The 19,454-nt window shown below is 49.8% G+C and carries 18 protein-coding genes; all 18 read left to right on the plus strand.

The window, feature by feature from the left end; translation table 11 throughout:
- The first annotated feature begins 228 nt into the window (after window positions 1-228).
- Entirely contained in the window at window positions 229-558 is a 330-nt protein-coding gene (locus Tel_09120) for an addiction module protein (protein ALP53304.1), read from the plus strand.
- Window positions 559-563: 5 nt separating this feature from the next.
- Window positions 564-887 carry a transcriptional regulator gene (locus tag Tel_09125; GenBank protein ID ALP53305.1) on the plus strand — a complete coding sequence of 108 codons (324 nt, stop codon included), beginning with the start codon at window positions 564-566 and terminating at the stop codon, window positions 885-887.
- A gap of 447 nt (window positions 888-1,334) precedes the next feature.
- Complete coding sequence (locus Tel_09130; GenBank protein ID ALP53306.1) at window positions 1,335-3,722, plus strand: DNA methylase; 2,388 nt, start codon at window positions 1,335-1,337, stop codon at window positions 3,720-3,722.
- A gap of 13 nt (window positions 3,723-3,735) precedes the next feature.
- Window positions 3,736-5,019, plus strand: coding sequence for a restriction endonuclease subunit S (locus Tel_09135; GenBank protein ALP54797.1), 1,284 nt, complete (start codon window positions 3,736-3,738; stop codon window positions 5,017-5,019).
- A gap of 12 nt (window positions 5,020-5,031) precedes the next feature.
- Window positions 5,032-6,021 carry a cytochrome C gene (locus tag Tel_09140; protein ALP54798.1) on the plus strand — a complete coding sequence of 330 codons (990 nt, stop codon included), beginning with the start codon at window positions 5,032-5,034 and terminating at the stop codon, window positions 6,019-6,021.
- Window positions 6,022-6,044: 23 nt separating this feature from the next.
- Window positions 6,045-9,071 carry a DEAD/DEAH box helicase gene (locus Tel_09145; GenBank protein ID ALP53307.1) on the plus strand — a complete coding sequence of 1,009 codons (3,027 nt, stop codon included), beginning with the start codon at window positions 6,045-6,047 and terminating at the stop codon, window positions 9,069-9,071.
- Between the two features lie 42 nt (window positions 9,072-9,113).
- Window positions 9,114-10,100, plus strand: a complete 987-nt coding sequence (locus tag Tel_09150; GenBank protein ALP54799.1) for a restriction endonuclease — start codon at window positions 9,114-9,116, stop codon at window positions 10,098-10,100.
- A 225-nt stretch (window positions 10,101-10,325) separates the two neighbouring features.
- The gene (locus Tel_09155; protein ID ALP53308.1) at window positions 10,326-10,817 is read left to right on the plus strand and encodes a hypothetical protein; all 492 of its coding nucleotides are present in this window, start codon (window positions 10,326-10,328) and stop codon (window positions 10,815-10,817) included.
- Window positions 10,817-11,305, plus strand: a complete 489-nt coding sequence (locus Tel_09160; protein ID ALP53309.1) for a hypothetical protein — start codon at window positions 10,817-10,819, stop codon at window positions 11,303-11,305. Before Tel_09155 ends, Tel_09160 begins: the two co-directional genes overlap by 1 nt.
- A gap of 2 nt (window positions 11,306-11,307) precedes the next feature.
- The gene (locus Tel_09165; protein ALP53310.1) at window positions 11,308-12,288 is read left to right on the plus strand and encodes a hypothetical protein; all 981 of its coding nucleotides are present in this window, start codon (window positions 11,308-11,310) and stop codon (window positions 12,286-12,288) included.
- Window positions 12,289-12,308: 20 nt separating this feature from the next.
- On the plus strand, window positions 12,309-12,782 hold the full coding sequence (locus Tel_09170; protein ID ALP54800.1) for a pilus assembly protein PilA: 474 nt from the start codon (window positions 12,309-12,311) through the stop codon (window positions 12,780-12,782).
- A gap of 171 nt (window positions 12,783-12,953) precedes the next feature.
- Window positions 12,954-13,838: a restriction endonuclease gene (locus Tel_09175; protein ALP53311.1), complete on the plus strand. Its 885-nt coding sequence runs from the start codon at window positions 12,954-12,956 to the stop codon at window positions 13,836-13,838.
- A gap of 208 nt (window positions 13,839-14,046) precedes the next feature.
- Window positions 14,047-14,958 carry a hypothetical protein gene (locus tag Tel_09180; protein ALP53312.1) on the plus strand — a complete coding sequence of 304 codons (912 nt, stop codon included), beginning with the start codon at window positions 14,047-14,049 and terminating at the stop codon, window positions 14,956-14,958.
- Window positions 14,959-15,071: 113 nt separating this feature from the next.
- Window positions 15,072-15,491: a hypothetical protein gene (locus Tel_09185; protein ALP53313.1), complete on the plus strand. Its 420-nt coding sequence runs from the start codon at window positions 15,072-15,074 to the stop codon at window positions 15,489-15,491.
- A 496-nt stretch (window positions 15,492-15,987) separates the two neighbouring features.
- A complete protein-coding gene (locus tag Tel_09190) occupies window positions 15,988-16,626 on the plus strand; it encodes a hypothetical protein (protein ALP53314.1) in 639 nt (212 codons plus the stop codon).
- Window positions 16,616-16,969 (plus strand): hypothetical protein, encoded by a 354-nt coding sequence (locus Tel_09195; protein ALP53315.1) that lies wholly within the window; start codon window positions 16,616-16,618, stop codon window positions 16,967-16,969. Before Tel_09190 ends, Tel_09195 begins: the two co-directional genes overlap by 11 nt.
- Before the next feature lie 619 nt (window positions 16,970-17,588).
- Window positions 17,589-18,443, plus strand: coding sequence for a hypothetical protein (locus Tel_09200; protein ID ALP53316.1), 855 nt, complete (start codon window positions 17,589-17,591; stop codon window positions 18,441-18,443).
- A gap of 128 nt (window positions 18,444-18,571) precedes the next feature.
- Entirely contained in the window at window positions 18,572-19,255 is a 684-nt protein-coding gene (locus Tel_09205) for a hypothetical protein (GenBank protein ALP53317.1), read from the plus strand.
- Window positions 19,256-19,454 lie beyond the last annotated feature (199 nt).

Genomic DNA, 19,454 nt, shown 5'->3' on the forward strand with positions numbered 1-19,454 from the left:
CGAGTGGGGCGGGATCGCTGTTATTTGTGGAGTTTTTGTGGCATTTTTACATCTATAAGATTAAATCGCTCCATTCTAATAAGTGTTGGTATCACGCCAACCGCAAACTGGCTCCGGGGGGAGTTTGTATCATGTCCAAGTTTTGTAACCAAAACATCAGATCAGCATTCCTGGGATCAGACTCGCAAAAAGCTGCTTGACAATAGTAACGTATAAGTTACTATTAATATGTCGCTACGGAAACTTGTCGAGTACCTGGAAGCAGATGGCACATCGCCATTTGAGCGCTGGTTTAAGCGGCTTAATGCTGTTGCAGCAGCAAAGATAACGACAGCGCTTTACAAAATGGAGCAGGGTAATCTCTCCAATGTAAAATCGGTCGGCCAGGGTGTGGCTGAATACAAAATCGATCACGGGCCTGGCTACCGGGTATATTTCGGACAGGACGGAAAAGAGTTGATCATCCTGCTTGGTGGTGGCTCTAAGAAGGGGCAAAATGCCGATATTCGGCTGGCCCAGAAGCATTGGCGCGAGTACAAGGCGCGCAAAAAGAGGTAATTGCTATGCCGATCACACGCAAATTTCGTGAAACCGTCTGGTCCCGCGCGCAGAGCGATGCCCGATTTCGCGCCGCCATGCTTATCGAAGCGCTAAATGAACTCCTGGCCGGCGAGCTCGATACCGGCAAGGCCATGCTGCGTGACTACGTCAACGCCACTATCACCTTTGACGGTCTGGAAAAGGCAACCGGCATTCCCACAAAAAGTCTGCAACGTATGCTGGGGCCACGTGGCAACCCAACAGCAGAGCGACTCTTCACCATCATCCAGGCTTTGCAACAATCGGAGCAGATCAAGCTTACCGTCACGAAAAAGCGTGCCGCCTGAGCGCCACGTTGGTTGGCGTAATGCATACCACCTGCCAGCAAACCCGCCTGGCGGCGACAAATCAGCCTTTAGAAATATGCTCAATAATTAACAGTAACTTACTGTATTTTATGTAAATATATGGTTAATTCCTGGTGCTGATCTGCAAGGTTGCAGGAATACCACAACCACAAGCCAGCTCCACGGCCATCACCAGCCCCAATCCCAGCCTAAGAGAAAGCCACTAAGCCACTGTTATTTATTTGATATTTGTGGCATTTTTACATCTATAAGATTAAATCGCTCAATTCTAATAGTGTTGGTACCACACCAACCGCAAACTGGGCCCGGGGGAGGGGGGATGCCAATTCCGGACTTTCAAACCATCATGCCGTCATTGCTTGAACAACTGGCGAACGGCGTACCCTTGTACCCGTCGAATTTATAAAAATAAGCAGTAGGAATACTATGAACCACGCCGTACACAACAAACTCGTCTCCTTCATCTGGTCCATCGCCGACGACTGCCTGCGCGATGTCTATGTGCGCGGCAAATACCGCGATGTCATCCTGCCCATGGTAGTGCTGCGCCGCCTCGACACCCTACTGGAACCCACCAAAGAGAAGGTATTAAAAGAGTTTCAGTTCCAGCAATTCGAATTGGGCCTCACCGAATTGGACGACAACGGCCTCCAAGACGCCTCCGGCTACGTCTTCTACAACACCAGCAAATGGACCCTCAGCCAGATCGCCAAAACCGCCACCAACAACCAGCAGATCCTACTGGCCAATATGGAGGAGTATCTCAACGGCTACAGCGCCAACGTTAAAGAGATAATCAAGTGCTTCAAGCTCAAGGCGCAGATTCGCCACATGGCGGCCAAGGACGTGTTGCTGGATGTTTTGGAAAAGTTCACCTCACCCTATATCAACCTAACCCCTAACGATGTTGAAGACCCGGACGGTTACCGCCTGCCCGGCCTGAGCAACCTGGGCATGGGCTATGTATTTGAAGAATTGATCCGCAAGTTCAATGAAGAGAACAACGAAGAGGCCGGGGAGCACTTTACCCCACGCGAGGTAATCGAATTAATGACCCACCTTGTTTTTGACCCCGTCAACGGCAAGTTACCGCCGGTCATGACCATCTACGACCCCGCCTGCGGCTCCGGCGGTATGCTCACCGAATCGCAAAACTTCATCACCGACCCGGAAGGAGCGATCAAAGCGACAGGTGATGTTTACCTCTACGGCAAAGAGATCAATGACGAGACCTACGCCATCTGTAAGTCCGACATGATGATCAAGGGCAACAACCCGGCCAACATCAAATCCGGCTCCACCCTCAGCACCGATGAATTTGCCGGTACCCGTTTCGACTTCATGCTCTCCAACCCGCCCTACGGAAAAAGCTGGGCCAGCGAGCAGAAGTTCATCAAGGATGGCTCCGATGTCATCGACCCGCGCTTTCAGGTCAAACTCAAAGATTATTGGGGCAATGAAGAGACAGTCGACGCCACCCCGCGCTCCAGCGACGGCCAACTGTTGTTTTTAATGGAGATGGTGAGCAAGATGAAAGGCCTCGCCAATAGCCCCGGTGGTAGTCGCGTCGCCTCCATCCACAACGGCAGCTCACTGTTCACCGGCGATGCCGGCAGTGGTGAAAGCAACATCCGCCGCCACATCATTGAGAACGACCTGCTGGAAGCGATTATCCAGCTGCCCAACAACCTCTTCTACAACACCGGCATCACCACCTATATCTGGCTGCTCTCCAATAACAAGGCAGAGGCGAGGAAGGGCAAGGTGCAACTGATCGATGCCGGGCAGCTCTACCGCAAGCTGCGCAAAAATCTCGGCAACAAAAACTGCGAATTTTCACCCGAGCATATTCAACAGATCACCGACTGCTACCTGCAACTGGCCAGCCAAGAGCGTGGTGCGGATGAAGAGGGCATTGCCGCACAGGTATTCGACAACAGTGACTTCGGCTACTACAAGGTCAACATCGAACGCCCCGATCGCCGCAAGGCCCAGTTCACTGCCGAACGCATTGCCCCACTACGGTTTGACAAGGCCCTGCGCGAACCCATGCAGTGGGCCTATGGGCAATACGGCGATGCCATCTACGAAAAAGCGACCCTCAAACAGCACGAAAAGGCCATACTCGCCTGGTGTGAAGAGAATGAAATTTCACTGAATGCAAAGAACCGCAAGAAGCTACTGAGTGTGGACACCTGGCAAAAACAACTCAATTTAGTCGAAGCTGCCACCACCCTAATGCAGGCCATCGGTGAAGCCGAATACGATGACTTCAACGCCTTTAAAGCACAGGTCGATGCAGAGCTAAAAGCACAGAAGATCAAACTGGGCGCCGCCGAGAAAAGTGCCATTCTCAACGCCGTGAGTTGGTATGACGAGAACGCCGCCAAGGTGATCAAAAAGGTCGTTAAACTCACAGGCGACAAGCTGGACGAACTGCTGCACCGCCTCGATTGTGAAGAGAGCCAGCTGGCCGACTTCGGTTTTTACAAGACCGATAAAAAAGGCGAATACCTCACCTACGAAACCAACTCCGACCTGCGCGACAGCGAATCGGTGCCCCTTAAAGACAACATCCACCGCTACTTCCTGGCCGAAGTAAAACCCCATGTGAGTGAGGCGTGGATCAACCTCGACTCCACCAAAATCGGCTACGAGATCAGCTTCAACAAATACTTCTACCGCCACAAACCCCTGCGCAGCATGGAAGCGGTAGCCAAGGATATTATTGCACTTGAACAACAAGCCGAAGGGCTGATTGCCGAGATTCTGGGTGTGGAGGTAGAGGATGTCACGGGAGTCGAACATGCTTGAAGCGATCAAGGCGATGCCCCGTTATGAGGGGTATAAGGACTCTCAAGAGGATTGGATCGGAAGTATTCCTACACACTGGAAAGAGAGAAAGCTAAAACACCTGTTTTATGAAAAGAAGCACACGCCGAATATGGAGCTATCGTGTGGTTCTATTAGCTTTGGTGAAGTAGTTGAGAAGGACGACGAGAAAATACCGTTGTCTACCAAAAAGTCTTATCAAGAGGTTTGCGTAGGAGAGTATCTTGTTAATCCGCTGAATCTTAACTATGACTTGAAAAGCCTTAGAATTGGATTGTCTGAGATCAATGTGGTTGTCAGCGCAGGCTACATTGTTTTGAAAAACTATAAAGGTATCAGTCGAGAGTATTTCAAATATTTACTCCATCGTTATGATGTGGCTTATATGAAGTTGCTTGGCTCGGGTGTCAGGCAAACAATCAATTTTGGCCACATCGCGAATAGTATTTTGCTGTGTCCTCCGATTGAAGAACAAACCGCCATCGCCACCTACCTGGATCGCAAAACCGCGCAGATCGACCGGGCGGTGCAGATCAAACAACAACAGATCGACCTGCTCAAAGAGCGCAAACAGATCCTCATCCAAAACGCCGTCACCCGCGGCCTAAATCCCCACGCCCCCCTGCGCGACTCCGGCGTTGAATGGATTGGGGAGATACCGGCGCATTGGGAGGTACGAAGAAGTAAGTTTGTTTTTACTCAACGGAAAGAACTGGCTAGGAAGGATGATATCCAACTATCCGCTACTCAGGCTTATGGCGTAATACCGCAGGATGTTTACGAAGATCGGATTGGACGCAAAGTTACAAAGGTCACACTTCATTTGGAAAAGCGAAAGCATGTGGAGATTGATGATTTCGTTATAAGCATGAGAAGTTTTCAAGGTGGGCTTGAGCGTGCATGGGCGCAAGGTTGTATTCGATCCTCCTACGTAGTGCTTCGCCCGTTAGAGAAAATTAGTGCAGGTTTCTACGCCTATTTGTTTAAGTGCTCTCGATACATTTCAGCGCTTCAAACAACGGCTAACTTTATTCGAGATGGCCAGGATTTAAATTTTGAGAATTTCTCTTTGGTTGATTTGATGATTCCACCTATTGAAGAGCAGGATGCTATCGCTAAGCACATCGAAACCCAATCCGCCAAAATCGACCAGACCATCGCCCTGCAACAACAGCAGATCGAGCGCCTCAAAGAGTACAAAGTCACCCTCATCAACAGCGCGGTAACTGGCAAGATCAAAGTGCCGGGGGTGGTGGATAATCGGGAAGCAGCCGCTTAACGGGGAGATGTGGTGACTGATCAGGGTCAAATCGAGATTTACCAATCTGAGGATGGGCAGACCGAGATTCAGGTTCGCCTGGCGGGGGAGACCTTGTGGCTGTCACAAGCCCAGATCGCCGAGCTGTTTGGGGTGAATACCCCGGCTATTTCGAAGCATATAAAAAATATCTTCTCCAGCGGCGAGCTGCAGCAGGAGGCAACTGTTTCCAAAATGGAAATAGTTCGCCAGGAGGGGAGGCGGCAGGTGCGCAGGAGTGTAGACCATTTCAATCTCGATATGGTGATTTCGGTGGGCTATCGGGTGAACTCTACTCAGGCGACACGTTTTCGTATTTGGGCCACACAAACCTTGAAGGAACACCTCACCCGTGGCTATACCCTCAACCAGCAGCGCTTTGAAAAAAATGCGGCTGAGCTGGAGCAGGCGCTGGCGTTGATCAAAAAGGCGGCCCAATCGCCGGAGCTGCGTAGCGATGCCGGCCGTGGCCTGGTGGAGATCGTCAGCCGTTATACCCACACCTTTCTCTGGCTGCAGCGTTATGACGAAGGCCTGCTGGAAGAGCCTGTAGGGCAGCGTGGTGGCGCCTTGCCTAGTCCTGATGTTGCAATGCAGGCATTGGGGGAATTAAAGCAGCAGCTGATGGTGCGGGGTGAGGCCACGGCGCTGTTTGCCAACCCGCGTGAGGATGGCCTGGCGAGTATCTTCGGCAATCTGGATCAGAGCGTGTTTGGAGAACCGGCGTATCCCACCGTGGAGAGCAAGGCGGCCCATCTGCTCTATTTCGTGGTGAAGAATCATCCCTTCTCTGATGGCAACAAGCGCAGTGGTGCATTTCTGTTTGTCGATTTTCTGCACCGCAATGGCCGTTTGTTCAACGACAGGGGGGAGGCGGTGATCAACGATACCGGTCTGGCGGCCTTGACGCTGCTGGTGGCGGAGTCTGATCCGAAACAGAAAGAGATATTGATCCGGCTTATTATGAATATGTTGAGCCGTTAGTAGGCTTTGAAGTAGGGGGTTATATGGTCAGTCAAACCAATGAGCAAGCGCTGGAAGCGGCGATAGAGAAATACCTCACCGGCACTTGTCTGGAGGAGCGGGGCAAGGTTGCGGAGGGGGGCGAGGTACCCTTTAGCCAAAACCATGGCTACCAGTTGGGTTCGCCCCACGATTTTAATGCCGCCTATGCCATAGACACCAAGCAGTTTTGGGCCTTTCTTGCGAATACGCAGAACGATGAGCTGGAGAAGCTGCAAAAGCAGGGTGATGACTGGCAGCGCAAGATCCTCGAGCGTTTCGACCGGTTGGTGAAAAAGTACGGCCTGCTGCATCTGTTGAAGAAGGGGCTGGCGGTGGATGATGCCGTTTTCAATCTGATGTATCCGGCTCCTCTGGCCAGCAGCTCCGATGCGGTCAAGCAGAACTTCAAAGCCAATATCTTCAGCTCCACCCGCCAGGTGCGTTATTCGCTGGCCAACACTCTGGAAGAGATCGACCTGGTGCTGTTTATCAACGGCCTGCCCTTTGCCACGCTGGAGTTGAAGAACCCCTGGACCGGCCAGACTGCCCGTTATCATGGCCAGAAGCAATATCGTGATAACCGAGACACTGCACAGCCGCTACTGCAGTTTGGCCGCTGCCTGGTACACATGGCGGTGGATACGGATGAGGTCTACATGACCACCAAGCTGGCTGGGAAGGGCTCTTTCTTCCTGCCTTTTAATAAGGGACACAACTTTGGTGCCGGTAACCCCCCCAACCGTGACGGCCATAAAACCGCTTACCTGTGGCAGGAGGTGTTCAGTAAGCAGAGTGTCGCCAATATCATTCAGCACTTTGTGCGCCTGGATGGTAGCAGTAAGGACCCACTGAGCAAGCGTGCGTTGTTCTTCCCCCGTTATCACCAGCTGGATGTGGTGCGTAAGTTGGTGGCCCATGCCGGTGAGAAGGGGGTTGGGCAGACCTATTTGATTCAACACTCGGCCGGTTCGGGTAAGTCCAACTCCATCACCTGGGCGGCTTATCAACTGATTGAAACCTATCCGGCCGGTATGGATACACCAGGCGCCAAGGGATTGGAAGAACCACTGTTTGATTCAGTGATTGTGGTGACGGATCGCCGCCTGTTGGATAAGCAGCTTCGCGACAATATAAAGGAATTCTCAGAGGTCAAAAATATCATCGCCCCGGCCTTCAAATCTTCCGAACTTAAAAGTGCGCTGGAGCAGGGCAAGAAGATCATCATTACCACAATTCAAAAATTTCCGTTCATTATTGATGGTATTGATGACCTGAGTGATAAACGCTTTGCCGTGATTATTGATGAGGCCCATAGTTCACAAAGCGGCTTGGCCCATGACCGGATGAATCAGGCCATGGGTAAAAATGAAGATATCGATTTAGTCGATGCTCAGGATAAGGTTCTGGAGGCGATGAAGTCCCGCAAAATGCGTGGCAATGCCTCTTATTTCGCCTTTACTGCGACACCTAAAAATACCACCCTCGAAAAGTTCGGCATAAAAACGGCGGATGGAAGCTTTAAGCCGTTTCATCTCTATTCTATGAAGCAAGCCATAGAGGAGGGCTTTATCCTCGATGTGTTGGCTAATTACACCACCTATAAAAGTTATTACGAAATCCAGAAGTCTATTGAAGATAACCCGCTTTTTAACACTCAGAAAGCACAGAAAAAACTGCGAGCCTATGTAGAGAGGGAAAAACAGACCATTGCTACCAAGGCAGAAGTGATGTTGGATCACTTTATTTCTCAAGTGGTGAACAGTAAAAAGTTAAAGGGTAAGGCCAAGGGGATGGTGATTACTCAAAATATTGAAACCGCTATTCACTATTTTCATGCGATCAATAGGGTTCTCGACGAACGTGGTAATCCGTTAAAAGCCGTGATTGCTTTTTCAGGCACTAAAGAAGTGGGTGGTGTGGAATACAGTGAAGCCGATATGAATGGTTTTTCTGAGAATGATACTCGTGATCACTTCGATAAAGATGAATACCGCCTATTAGTGGTGGCAAATAAATATCTCACTGGTTTTGACCAACCCAAGCTTTGTGCCATGTATGTGGATAAAAAACTTCAAGGTGTTTTGGCTGTCCAGGCGCTTTCTCGCCTGAATCGGGCCGCGCCGAGATGGGGTAAGAAGACAGAGGATCTTTTTGTGCTCGATTTTTTCAATCAGGTTGAGGATATAAAAACTGCATTTGACCCTTTCTATACCGCGACGACATTATCTGAGGCGACGGACGTTAATGTACTGCATGAGCTAAAACAGGCGCTTGATGATGAGGGGGTGTATGAGTGGTATGAGGTGGAACAGTTTATAGAGCTTTATTTCGATAATGCCGATGCTCAAAAACTCAGTCCGATTATCGACATTGCCGCCGCTCGATTCAATATTGAGCTTGATCTGGAAGAGGACGAAAAAGCCGATTTCAAGATCAAGGCTAAGCAGTTTGTGAAGATATATGGCCAGATGGCCTCGATAATGCCCTATGAAATAGTGGTATGGGAGAAGCTGTTTTGGTTCCTTAAGTTTCTGATTCCAAAGCTTATTGTTAAAGACCCTACCACCGAGAAGATAGATGAGTTATTGGAATCTGTAGATTTATCATCGTATGGTCTTCAGCGCGTAAAGCTAAATCAAAGTATCGGCTTGGATGGTAGTGAAACTGAACTGAAACCACAGAACCCGAATCCACGAGGGACTCACGGCGAAGACGAAGAGCACGATCCATTGGATGAAATAATACGTGTTTTTAACGAACGCTGGTTCCAGGGGTGGAGTGCGACTCCAGAGGAGCAAAGGGTTAAGTTTTTGAGCATTGCCGATCGAATAAAGGCACATCCTGATTTTGAAGAAAAGTACAAAAATAATAGTGATTCTCATACTCGAGAGCTAGCATTTGAAAGAATTTTTACAGATGTAATGCTTGAAAATCGTAGAAGTGAAATGGAGCTTTATAAGTTGATTGCAAATGATGCTGCGTTTAAAGCGGCGATGCAGGAAAGCTTGAAAAGGTTGATGGGCGCCTGATTTCTTTGTGAGTAAATGCTGGGGGTGGGTTTTATGAAAAATATGTGGATGGTAAGAGCTGGGCGGGGCGCCGAATATGTGGACTATTTCATAGATAACAGGGTCGTCGCCATTGGCTGGAATGCCGTAGGTGAAATCAATCCCGGTGCCTCACGTGATGAGATATCAGCAATTCTGAGAGAAAACCGGCCAAATATGCCGAATGGTAGGGTGGCTATAAGTTCCGGTCAGATCTACCGATTTCTTAATGAAATAAATATAGGCGACTATGTTGTCACCTACGATCCCAGCCGGCGCATTTATCACATCGGTGAAATTACATCGGCGCCCAGGTATTCCCCGTCACAGCTCGAGGAGCTGCCGCGCATCCGGGATGTTAAATGGATGGGCGAAGTGCAGCGAGATAACATCACGACCGCCACAAGGAATACTCTGGGGGCCATATCAACCTTGTTTCTGCTGTCGCAGGAAGCCTGCGAGGAAATGCTCTCTCGATTGAAGGGCGAACAATTCGCGCCTGCGGTTCAGGCGGAGGAAGAGGCCGAAGAAACGGAAGCGTTGGCGCAAGATCTTAGGGCGAAATCGCGCGAGTTCATCAAGGACAACATAAGCCGCCTGGATTGGGCGGAGATGCAGGAACTGGTTGCCGGGCTGCTGCGCGCCATGGGATATAAGACCCGTATATCGCCCAGCGGGCCTGATCGGGGGAAAGACATTGTGGCTTCCCCGGACGGGTTTGGGTTCGAATCACCCAGGATTGTCGTTGAGGTCAAACATCGGCCCAATACGGCCATGGGGTCTCAAGAGATCAGGAGCTTTCTCGGTGGTCGCCATCAGGAAGACAAGGGACTCTATGTGAGCACGGGCGGATTTTCCAAGGACGCCCGCTATGAGGCCGAGCGTGCCGCAATTCCTTTGGTGTTGCTCGATCTTGATGACCTGGTGAAGGAGATCCTGCGTCACTATGAGAATATGGACATGGAGGCAAAAGCGATGATTCCATTGACCAACATTTATTGGCCGGCATGACAGGGATAAAACTGGTCAGCTAAACGCATTCAAGGAAATTGCCTAGATTGCCCATACTAACAATATATAATTAATAATAACAATTACTTATATGGTATGTTTGACGTTGTTTCTTGTGTGTTTTATGGGGGCATGGGCGGCCGAACGCGCCCGCATAGGAAACACAATTTGCGGGACTATGCCAAGTTGTATTCATGAAGGTCAAGCTGCTATTGAGCGGGTTCCATGCCAATGTTTAGTGCAGTAGAAGAGCAGGACATTGCATACTATGCGCCCGGTCAAGGGGCGCCGTTATATCACCAGGTGCAGCCGCTTACCGTATTGTTGCTTAGTATCGTCACCCTAAGCTTGTATTCTTATTGGTGGCATTACAGGAACTGGCGTTGTGTCCAGCGCAATGCAGAGCAAACAATATCGCCGCTATTCCGGGCGATATTCCATCCCCTCTACGCTTTCTCGCTTTACAACATGGTCGGTGAGACCGCTTCCAATATGCATATCAAAGGCGTTGCATTGCTCGGCGCGCTAGGTTTTATCCGCCTAGTGTCATTCTTTTACCATTTGCCGGATTTTCCCATGCTAGACGGGCCTGCTGTAGGATATTTCGATATCTTTTTCACCATGTTTCTTTGGATGTCGGTCGATATGGTGTACGTTCAGCTGGTAGTGAATAAGGTAAACCAGCGCCTTGGTTTAAGGCGGGGTAAATCGCGGTAATGAAGATTAGACGGGTAGGTTACGGTTACGGGCAACGCCGCTTCGTTGAACTGGTCAGCGTTGTCCTGATCTGGGTTTTTCTGACCTGTCTTGCCGTCACCATATATCCCCGCTATCTCTCAAATGCCTACTTGGCCGAGGTAATGAACATTGCCAAAGATGTGCAAACGCACATTGTGATTGATTCAGCGTTTACAGGAGATCGGCGTGGTAGTCGGGCGCTATCGGTCGATCAAGATTATCCCGATGGCATTGAGGCGGTCGAGGTTGATGAACAAGGCAATATCAATGTTGGTATGCAATATAAGTCGCAAGGCATTGAAGAGGGTAATCTAGCCTTTAATTTGGGAAGATACGAGGCGGGCGGCGGGCTTATATTCAATAGTTGGTATTGCGGTAATAGTCAACCGGTGCAGGGTTATGTCGTTAAAGAGCCGCTGTCCTCATCTGTTGACACCCGATATTCGCATACAGTGTGTAGGAAATAATAATGATTACAAATGAATCGGCTACAGAGGAATTGGCGATGGTCAGTCGGATGCTGTCATATCAATTGGAGCGAGACCAGCCCCTTCCTCAAGCGATCAAGGTTTTAAGAGACACCCTTCCGGAAAAATACCAGAGCAGTATTAACGCGCTCGAGCGGATGGCTTCCGGTAACGGTCAGGTGAATCTTGTCGGCTACGGTTACAGCTCTTTTGGCATATTGAATGAATTTGCTGAAATTGTTAGAGCGGAAGGCAAGGATGTCAGTCAGCTTTTCGCCTGCGCGCAGGGCGGCATGCGCGATGCTGTGGTGCAAGCCCGAGATTATTGGAGTGGGTTTAACTCATTGATCGGGTATTTCGGAATTGTATTAATGATCGCCATCTCTATTTCCGCGATTTTTTCCTTTTATGTGCTGCCGCCGTTTCAGGAGATGTTCGACACAATGGGTGGAACATTGCCTGGGATTACAGCATTTGTGTTAGGCGACAATGGTATTTTCCCCGTGGTGATCTTGATACTAACGCTACTTGTGGTGGTGTGTGTGCTCTGTGCTTATCACATCAGGGTGCGCGTGGCACAGTTCCGACCGCTTTCGAGGCTGGCGAGCTGGATCCCCGGGGTAAAAAAGCTCAGTGATGTCTATAGCTATTTTCTGTTTGTGCAGTATTCAACTGTTCTGCACAAGTCGGGGGTGCCGGCGGATGCAGCGATTCAACACGGGGAGGCGTTTTCGAATCTTAAACATGCGAATCAAAAGTCTTTGGGGCTTTGGCGGACCGCGGTGAATAGCGCGGGCCAGATGGGCGCACTGTTAACCGAGCTCGAATACCAGTGCGACCAAATATCGAGCATGTTCGGGAAGTATATGATTATCGTGCGTGAGAGATTGACGTTGTGGGTCCAGGTCATTCTTGGTCTGCTGGTGGGAACGTTGATTGTTGCAATGTACCTCCCAATATTCAAGATGGGCGAAGTAGTATGAAAAGAGATAAGGAGAATATGATGCAGAGGGGATTCACATTAATCGAGCTGATGATCGTTGTGGCGATTATCGGAATCCTGGCCGGCGTTGCCATACCGTCATATCAGACTTATACGACACGGGCCCAAGTGACGGAGTCATTGGTGATAGTTGGTGAGTTAAAAAGCATGGTCGCTGAGTACTATAAACAAAGAGGACAATTTCCGGCGGACAATGCCGGGGCGGGCATTCCAGCGGCGGACTTGCTGCTTGGCAATTATGTCCGAGGCATTGAGCTGACAGATGGAGCCTTTCATGTAGAATTTGGCAATAAGGTAAATAAAATTCTCGAAGGAAAAATTCTAACAATCAGGCCCATTGTGGTCACTGGTTCACCACTTAGCCCGTTCTCCTGGGTGTGTGGAAATGCCGATATTCCTGAAGGGATGGAGGCATCAGGGGAGAATCGCACCGATGTCGATCGGACATTGCTGCCCGCCTCCTGTCGAATTTAGAGATTAGAGCGAAAATGGTGGAAATAGAATGCGGAAGGATTTCAAGATAGCGCTTCAGGCACTTTTATCATATTAATTTCCAGTAGATTTTGGGGAATGTGAACCGCCAATAAATAAGCGTAATAGCTAAGAATTGGATAACAATCGAGCTATAAGAACGGGAGGGGTGACATGAGCAAGGGTATAACGGCCGAGCGTAAAGGGGTGTTACTGCAAGCCCTGTTTAGGATATTGAAAGACAACGCTGACGGCGTTCCCGCCAGAGAGGCGATTGCCAGCGTCGCCAAGGCGATTGAACTCACTGAGCATGAGCGCGGCGAATATGACAACGGTGGCCGGCGTTTTGATAAGATTTTGCGCTTCTCGACTGTTGGCGCGGTCAAGGCCGGCTGGATGCGTAAGGACAAAGGGGTTTGGTCCATTACTGACGAGGGCTTGGCGGCGCTGGAGGAATTTGCATCCCCTGAAGCCTTTTCCCGCGAAGCTACCCGACTTTATCGTGACTGGAAGAAATCCCGCGATGAGTTGGAGGAGCAAGACGAGGAGGCGGATCAGGCCACTGAGGCCAGGGTGACATATGAAGAGGCGGAAGAGCAGGCCTGGGCTGAAATTCGCGAACACCTTGACGCTATCAATCCCTACCGTTTGCAGGATTTGGTGGCAGCCTTATTGGAGGCCATGGATTACCATGTGTCCTGGACCTCACCGCCGGGCAAGGATGGCGGTATCGATATACTTGCCTGGAATGATCCGCTGGGTACGAAGCCGCCCCGCATCAAGGTTCAGGTTAAACGACGCAAGGACAACATCGCAGTCGAAGAATTACGGTCATTTCTTGCGCTGATCAACGAAGATGACGTCGGCATCTTCGTCACCACCGGTGGTTTCACCAAAGATGCCCACGAGCTGAGCCGCTCGCAGGAGCGCCGTAAGATTACCTTGATTGACCACCAGCGCTTGGTGGAACTCTGGATTGAGTACAATGATTGCCTCGAGAAGGACAAGCGCAATCTGTTGCCCCTAAAACCCATCTATTTTGTCGCCCCGGTAGATTGATAGCTGGGGTCAATGGACGAGTATCAGAATTATTTGAGGAGCGACAGATGGAGATTTTAGTTTCGCCCGGGTGGAATGCCAGTCAAGCCAGTCCGATGTGGACAAGGAGACGGGGGGGAATAAAAACATCCATCCGTCACGTTAATTCAGCCACCCAGGCAGCTATCCCCGGCCAATACGAAACACGTTCAATAAACTAGGATGATTGATGGGGGAATTAAGCATGTGGGGCGGCGAAATCAGGGTAATGCCATTGGTTGTTCTTGGTATTACTTTTTTGATCTTGTTTGTTCTGGTCGAGGGAGGGATCCGCTTCGACAAATATAGGAATCAGGCTCGCCGGCACCCGCTTACTCACGGGCTGTTGAGGGGGCCTGGCAATGCGCTACGTGAAAAGGTCGATAATCTAAAGTTGGACCTGATGGGGCAGTTGATGATGTTGCTTATGATGCCCATGCTGCTCTACGCCTTCTATGTCTCGGAAATGGCCGCTCGAAAGTCATCTTCCGGCTTGCCCGAAGCCATTTATGGAAGTATAGCGATATGCGCTGTTATCTACACCGGCTATCGAATTACGCGATTACGCGCACAGATACGACAAAATCGCCTTGGCCTGGATTGTGAAGTCGCTGTTGGACAAGAACTCAACTCGCTCATGGCCAACGGGTTTTACGTCTATCACGATTTCCCGGCAGAAAACTTTAACATCGATCATATCGTCATCGGGCCCACGGGGGTGTTCGCCGTCGAAACAAAAGGGCGCTCGAAGCGAATGACCGGAAATGGCCGAAACGACGCAAAGGTTGTGTTTGATGGCAGGTGCCTGTTGTTTCCTCAATCGGCCGAAGTCAGGCCATTGGAACAGGCACGGTTACAGGCGCAGTGGTTATCTAACTGGCTCAATAAGGCGGCCGGTGAGCAGGTTCAGGCTGTCCCAACGCTCGTCATCCCCGGTTGGTTTGTCTCTCGAGAAGGCAAAAGTGATGTGATTGTGTTTAATGGAAAGAATCCGTCGAGTTTCTTTTTCAAGCATCGGCCGACGATACTGGACCAAGGGCAGATTGCGAGGATTCGCCATCAAGTTGAGCAAAAATGCCGTATTTACGTCATAGAAAAATAATAACAAGGTAAAAGAGAAAAGCGACGGAGGAATATATGGTGAAGGAGGGGGCATAAAATATCCCCTCGTTTATCAGGTTCGGGAAGTCGCCAAACCCTTGCCAGGAGCGATAGATGGAAGACTTCAGCATCGCCCGGGTTGAATGCCAGTCCAGCCTCCCCGACGGATCATTTTTTATGACGTTGGATAGATTAATGGCCGGGGCGGAGCCCAGGTGCGTAATTAACTATTGGGACTTGGACACCTACACCCGAGAAAAGCCCAGGCGCCGCGCGGTTGGGTACGGCTATGTGGAACACCGCTTGTGCCTGTTGCGCGAGTCGCGCATTCCGGGACTGTTAGACGAGATCGCCGGCTGCGACGGTGCCCATTACCTCGTGGAGTTTGAGATGGGTTTTAATTCTTGCAGTTACCGCTGGTGGGGCCCGGCACCGATGGGTTACCGACCGCTGGTGGAGTTCGCCAACGATCTGCTTCAGGTGGCGGGGATTCGCGCTCACAGGATTCCGATTGACTCGGAGTCCACACGCTGATATTCGTCATTGCCCGGCTAAGTTTTGGACTAAATTTGGGTTCAATATGGTACACAAGGGCGGTTAACTTAGGTTTATGCATGTTTTACTCGCTTCGCAAGAGAGCGCGAGCGAGTGAGTTTTTCTTCGATCTTGTTAATTGGCTCACCAGTTTCAATTGCGGTGGAACTGGATACGCTAGTGATTAATGATTTCCGGAATTTCTCGCGGTCACGCAGATAGGGATTTGAGTCAAGCAATGATCTCTTTTTCATACTATGCCTCGGCAATATTTAAGTGACGGCCCCTGCTATGTCTAGGAAGACTGGGGTCGGACCTAGGTAAGCCATTGATATGAAATAACTAACGCCTAAAAATATACCAAAATTTTCGCTTAAACCTCCCATTTCTATTTAAAAATCATCGCCCTGGAAAAACTCTAAGATCATACACCTCCTGGCTTGATAATACCCAATAAGGGTCCTATAGTGCCCATATTGGGACTTATTTGAGGGCGTTGGATTTGGCTTCTATAGGCGATGCACTGTTTTCCAAGACACAGCAAAAGGTGTTGGGGTTGCTTTATGGCAGGCCTGATGAAACCTTTTACCTGAATGAAATTGTTCGCCTGGCGGGCGTGGGAAAGGGGACTGTCAACCGGGAGCTGGATAAGATGCTGGCGGCGGGGCTTGTGACAGTTAGCCGCGTTGGCAACCAGAATCATTATCAGGCGAACGCCCAGTGCCCGATTTACGATGAGTTGTTAAGCATTGTGCGCAAGACCATTGAAGCCGGGGATAAACGTAATAGAGGAAGGCAAGCTATGCAACGCAACCGGGATACGCTTGTGATCGGTGGAAAGATTGAGATTTCACGGTCAGATTTGCAGGAAGTTGCAAAGCGATTTCATATTCGTCGGCTTTATTTATTCGGGTCTGCAGCACGGGGCGAATTAAGGCCGGATAGTGATATCGATTTATTGATCGAGTTTGAAAGTAACGCTGCTCCCTCCATGGGGGGCATGGTTGAAATTCAGGATGCTTTTGCACAACTGTTTCATGGCCGCAAGGTGGATGTCGCGACACCGTCGATTCTGAACAACCCTTACCGGAAACGGGCCATCGAGAAGGACATGGAGGAATTGTATGCAGCCTGAGGAAAGGGATGCGGCTTATCTGTGGGATATGTTGCAGGCGGCCAAGGAAGTGGCGTCGATGTTGGATAATCGTGACTTGCCGGCTTTTCTCAATGATCGTGTATTAGTACGCGCGATTGAGCGTGGCATAGAGATTATCGGTGAGGCCGCAAGACGTGTATCGGCCTCATTCATGGATTCACACCCGGAAATACCCTGGCGCCAAATTATCGGGCAAAGAAATATCCTGGCCCATGAATATGGACAGATTGACCATGAGTTACTTTATAAAACGGTGGTAGATGATGTTCCTGAACTCATCGTATTGCTGGAAAATTTATTGCCTCCGATTGAAGAAGATTAGCCTGCTGGCCTGGTTTTTAGATGATTTTTAATCAGCTTTTCAATTTAACCTGCCCGTCATCTTGTTTTATGCAGCGAGTCGCCCTGATGGTGTGTAAACGTAATCCGGGAGACATATCCAACACCCTGGATTTCACTCTGGTCCATCCAGGCTACTTCCTTCGAAAGGCGCGTACGCGGTGGCAGTCGCAAAGCGCAAGTCACGGCTTAAAACAAGTATCCCGCTACAACGACCGCCTGAAAAAGACAAGCGCAATCTGTTGCCTTTGAAGCCTATCTATTTCGTTGCGCCAGTGGCGTAGTAAATAATATGGGATAGACTCATTGCTGTCCCGTTAACATCAGACAAGCCCCCCTCTTTAGCAAAGAGGGGTTGGGGGAGATTTGAAGGCTGACAGAAATATCAGTTATATCAGCAAGCTGAAAAGTTTATACATCCCCCTCAATCCCCCTTTTAAAGGGGGAGGTGGTAATGGCGTGTTTTGAAACTCATGTCCAGCTTTCCGAAAAATTCGTAACTTGCTGATCGCTATCAAGAACACAGTATCTCTTCAGACGTTAACGGGACAGCAGTAGGATAGACTCCATTTTTTGGTGCATCAGAACCGTAGGCTAGATATATGGCAGCTAAACAATTAAGAATCCTGTTCACAATTATATTTGTGATTGCCTTCGGGCTTATTGCCACCCAGGCATTGGACGAGCGTGGGCAGGAATATACTGATGACGCCTTACAGCGTTCATTGCTTACGTTTGGTGTGGCACGGGCTTTAAACGGGGTGATATCTGTCGCCCAAGGCACGGAAATTGCGTTGCAACCTGCCGGGGTGGGGCTGACCTTTACCCCTGGCCAGATTCTCGACCCTATTAACGATCTTGTAGAGCGTTTTTCTTGGGTAATGCTTATGAGCAGCGCTTCCATTGGTATTCAGAAGACGCTGTTGATGATTAGTGCCTGGCCTTGGTTTTCTGGTACAACTCTGTTTATTCTAATCTGTACGACGGCGATGTTATGGCTGCCGAAGACGCAAAGTCGGCCGGCCACCAAATTCATGCTAAAGCTGTCACTATTGGTCCTGGTGTTGCGGCTGTCTGTGCCTTGTATCGCCATTGGCAGCGAATGGGTTTATCAAGGGTTTCTGGCCCCTCAATATAACGAAGCGACAGCAAAGCTGGAGAAAACGAAACAGAACATTGGGCAGATTAATGAAAGTATTACGGATACTGAGCCAGCAGGCAAAGCCTCGGGCTCTATTTGGAAAAATGCCACGCAACTCTACCGATCAGCCTCCAAGCAAGTCGATATTGACGCGCAATTAGAGCGATTAAAAATAGCCGCCGCCGAGATCAGCGAATACCTGATTGATTTGATTGTCGTATTTGTTTTTCAAACGGTATTGCTACCGCTGATATTTTTAGGCGGATTGTATTTTTTGCTAAAGAGCCTGTTGAATAAAAAGTATTTCGTTGAGTAACGCTAAGGGCAGAGTAAACGTGGGGCAATAGGGGATAGGGCATGGTTTTAAACAAACCACGTGATAAGTCCAAGTTCAACCCGATATAATCTACCCGCCCTGTTTTAAAACAATTTTGGAGTACCACCTTGCATAAAAAACTGGCCAAGTTTCTCGTCTCAGACAAACGCCCCGAAGGCACCATGAGTCTGCCTGAGGTATATGGCTTTCTGTTTACGGTGTGTACGGCGCCTGAGCCTGTCGAGACGGCTGAGTGGATGGAGGTGGTGTTTAACTGTAAGGACCCGAATTACAAGAGCGATGAGAAGCGGGGCAAAATCGAGACGGCCTTGCTGGCGGTATTTGCCGAGGTTGAGGCCCTGGTGCAGTTTGATGAGCCTCCGTTGCCTGAAATCATTGAATTGCTGGAGCCGCCCATTGCCAATGTCAGGAAGGGTGCGCCGCTGGCCTTTTGGTCTGACGGGTTTTTTGATGGTGTGGACTGGCTGGAGGATGTGTGGGCCGCCAATCTCGACGAGGATGCCGAACAGGTCTGGAAAGAGGCGGTCAAGGTGTTGGCCTATTTTTCGCATCGGGATGCCGCGCGTGAGCTATGTGCCGGAGATGAGGATGCCTGGGTGTCGGATCAGCGGCGCGCGGAGCAGCGGCTTAATGCATTGGGGGATGCCATGGCGACCTATGCCCGTATGGGGCGTGCCTTGGCCCAATCTTCCAAAAATCATCAGCCCTTTGTAAGGGAGGTCCAGCCTGGTCGAAACGATCCCTGCTTTTGTGGGAGTGGCAGGAAATACAAGAGATGTTGTATGAATTGACCAGTTTCAACCTGATCAGCCCCCTGATTTTCTTAATCCGTTTCCGTCTCTAGATGTTTCGATATAGCAGTGGAGCTGGCAATACCGAGGATGAGTGAATCCCGGTATTTGTGTGAATCTTGCAGATAGACGGGTTTTTCCCAGGTAAAAATCAAATAAGGGATACGGTGTCGGACTCAACCGTTTCTAATATTTCAAA

This window comes from Candidatus Tenderia electrophaga (genome assembly GCA_001447805.1).
Lineage (GTDB): Bacteria > Pseudomonadota > Gammaproteobacteria > Tenderiales > Tenderiaceae > Tenderia > Tenderia electrophaga.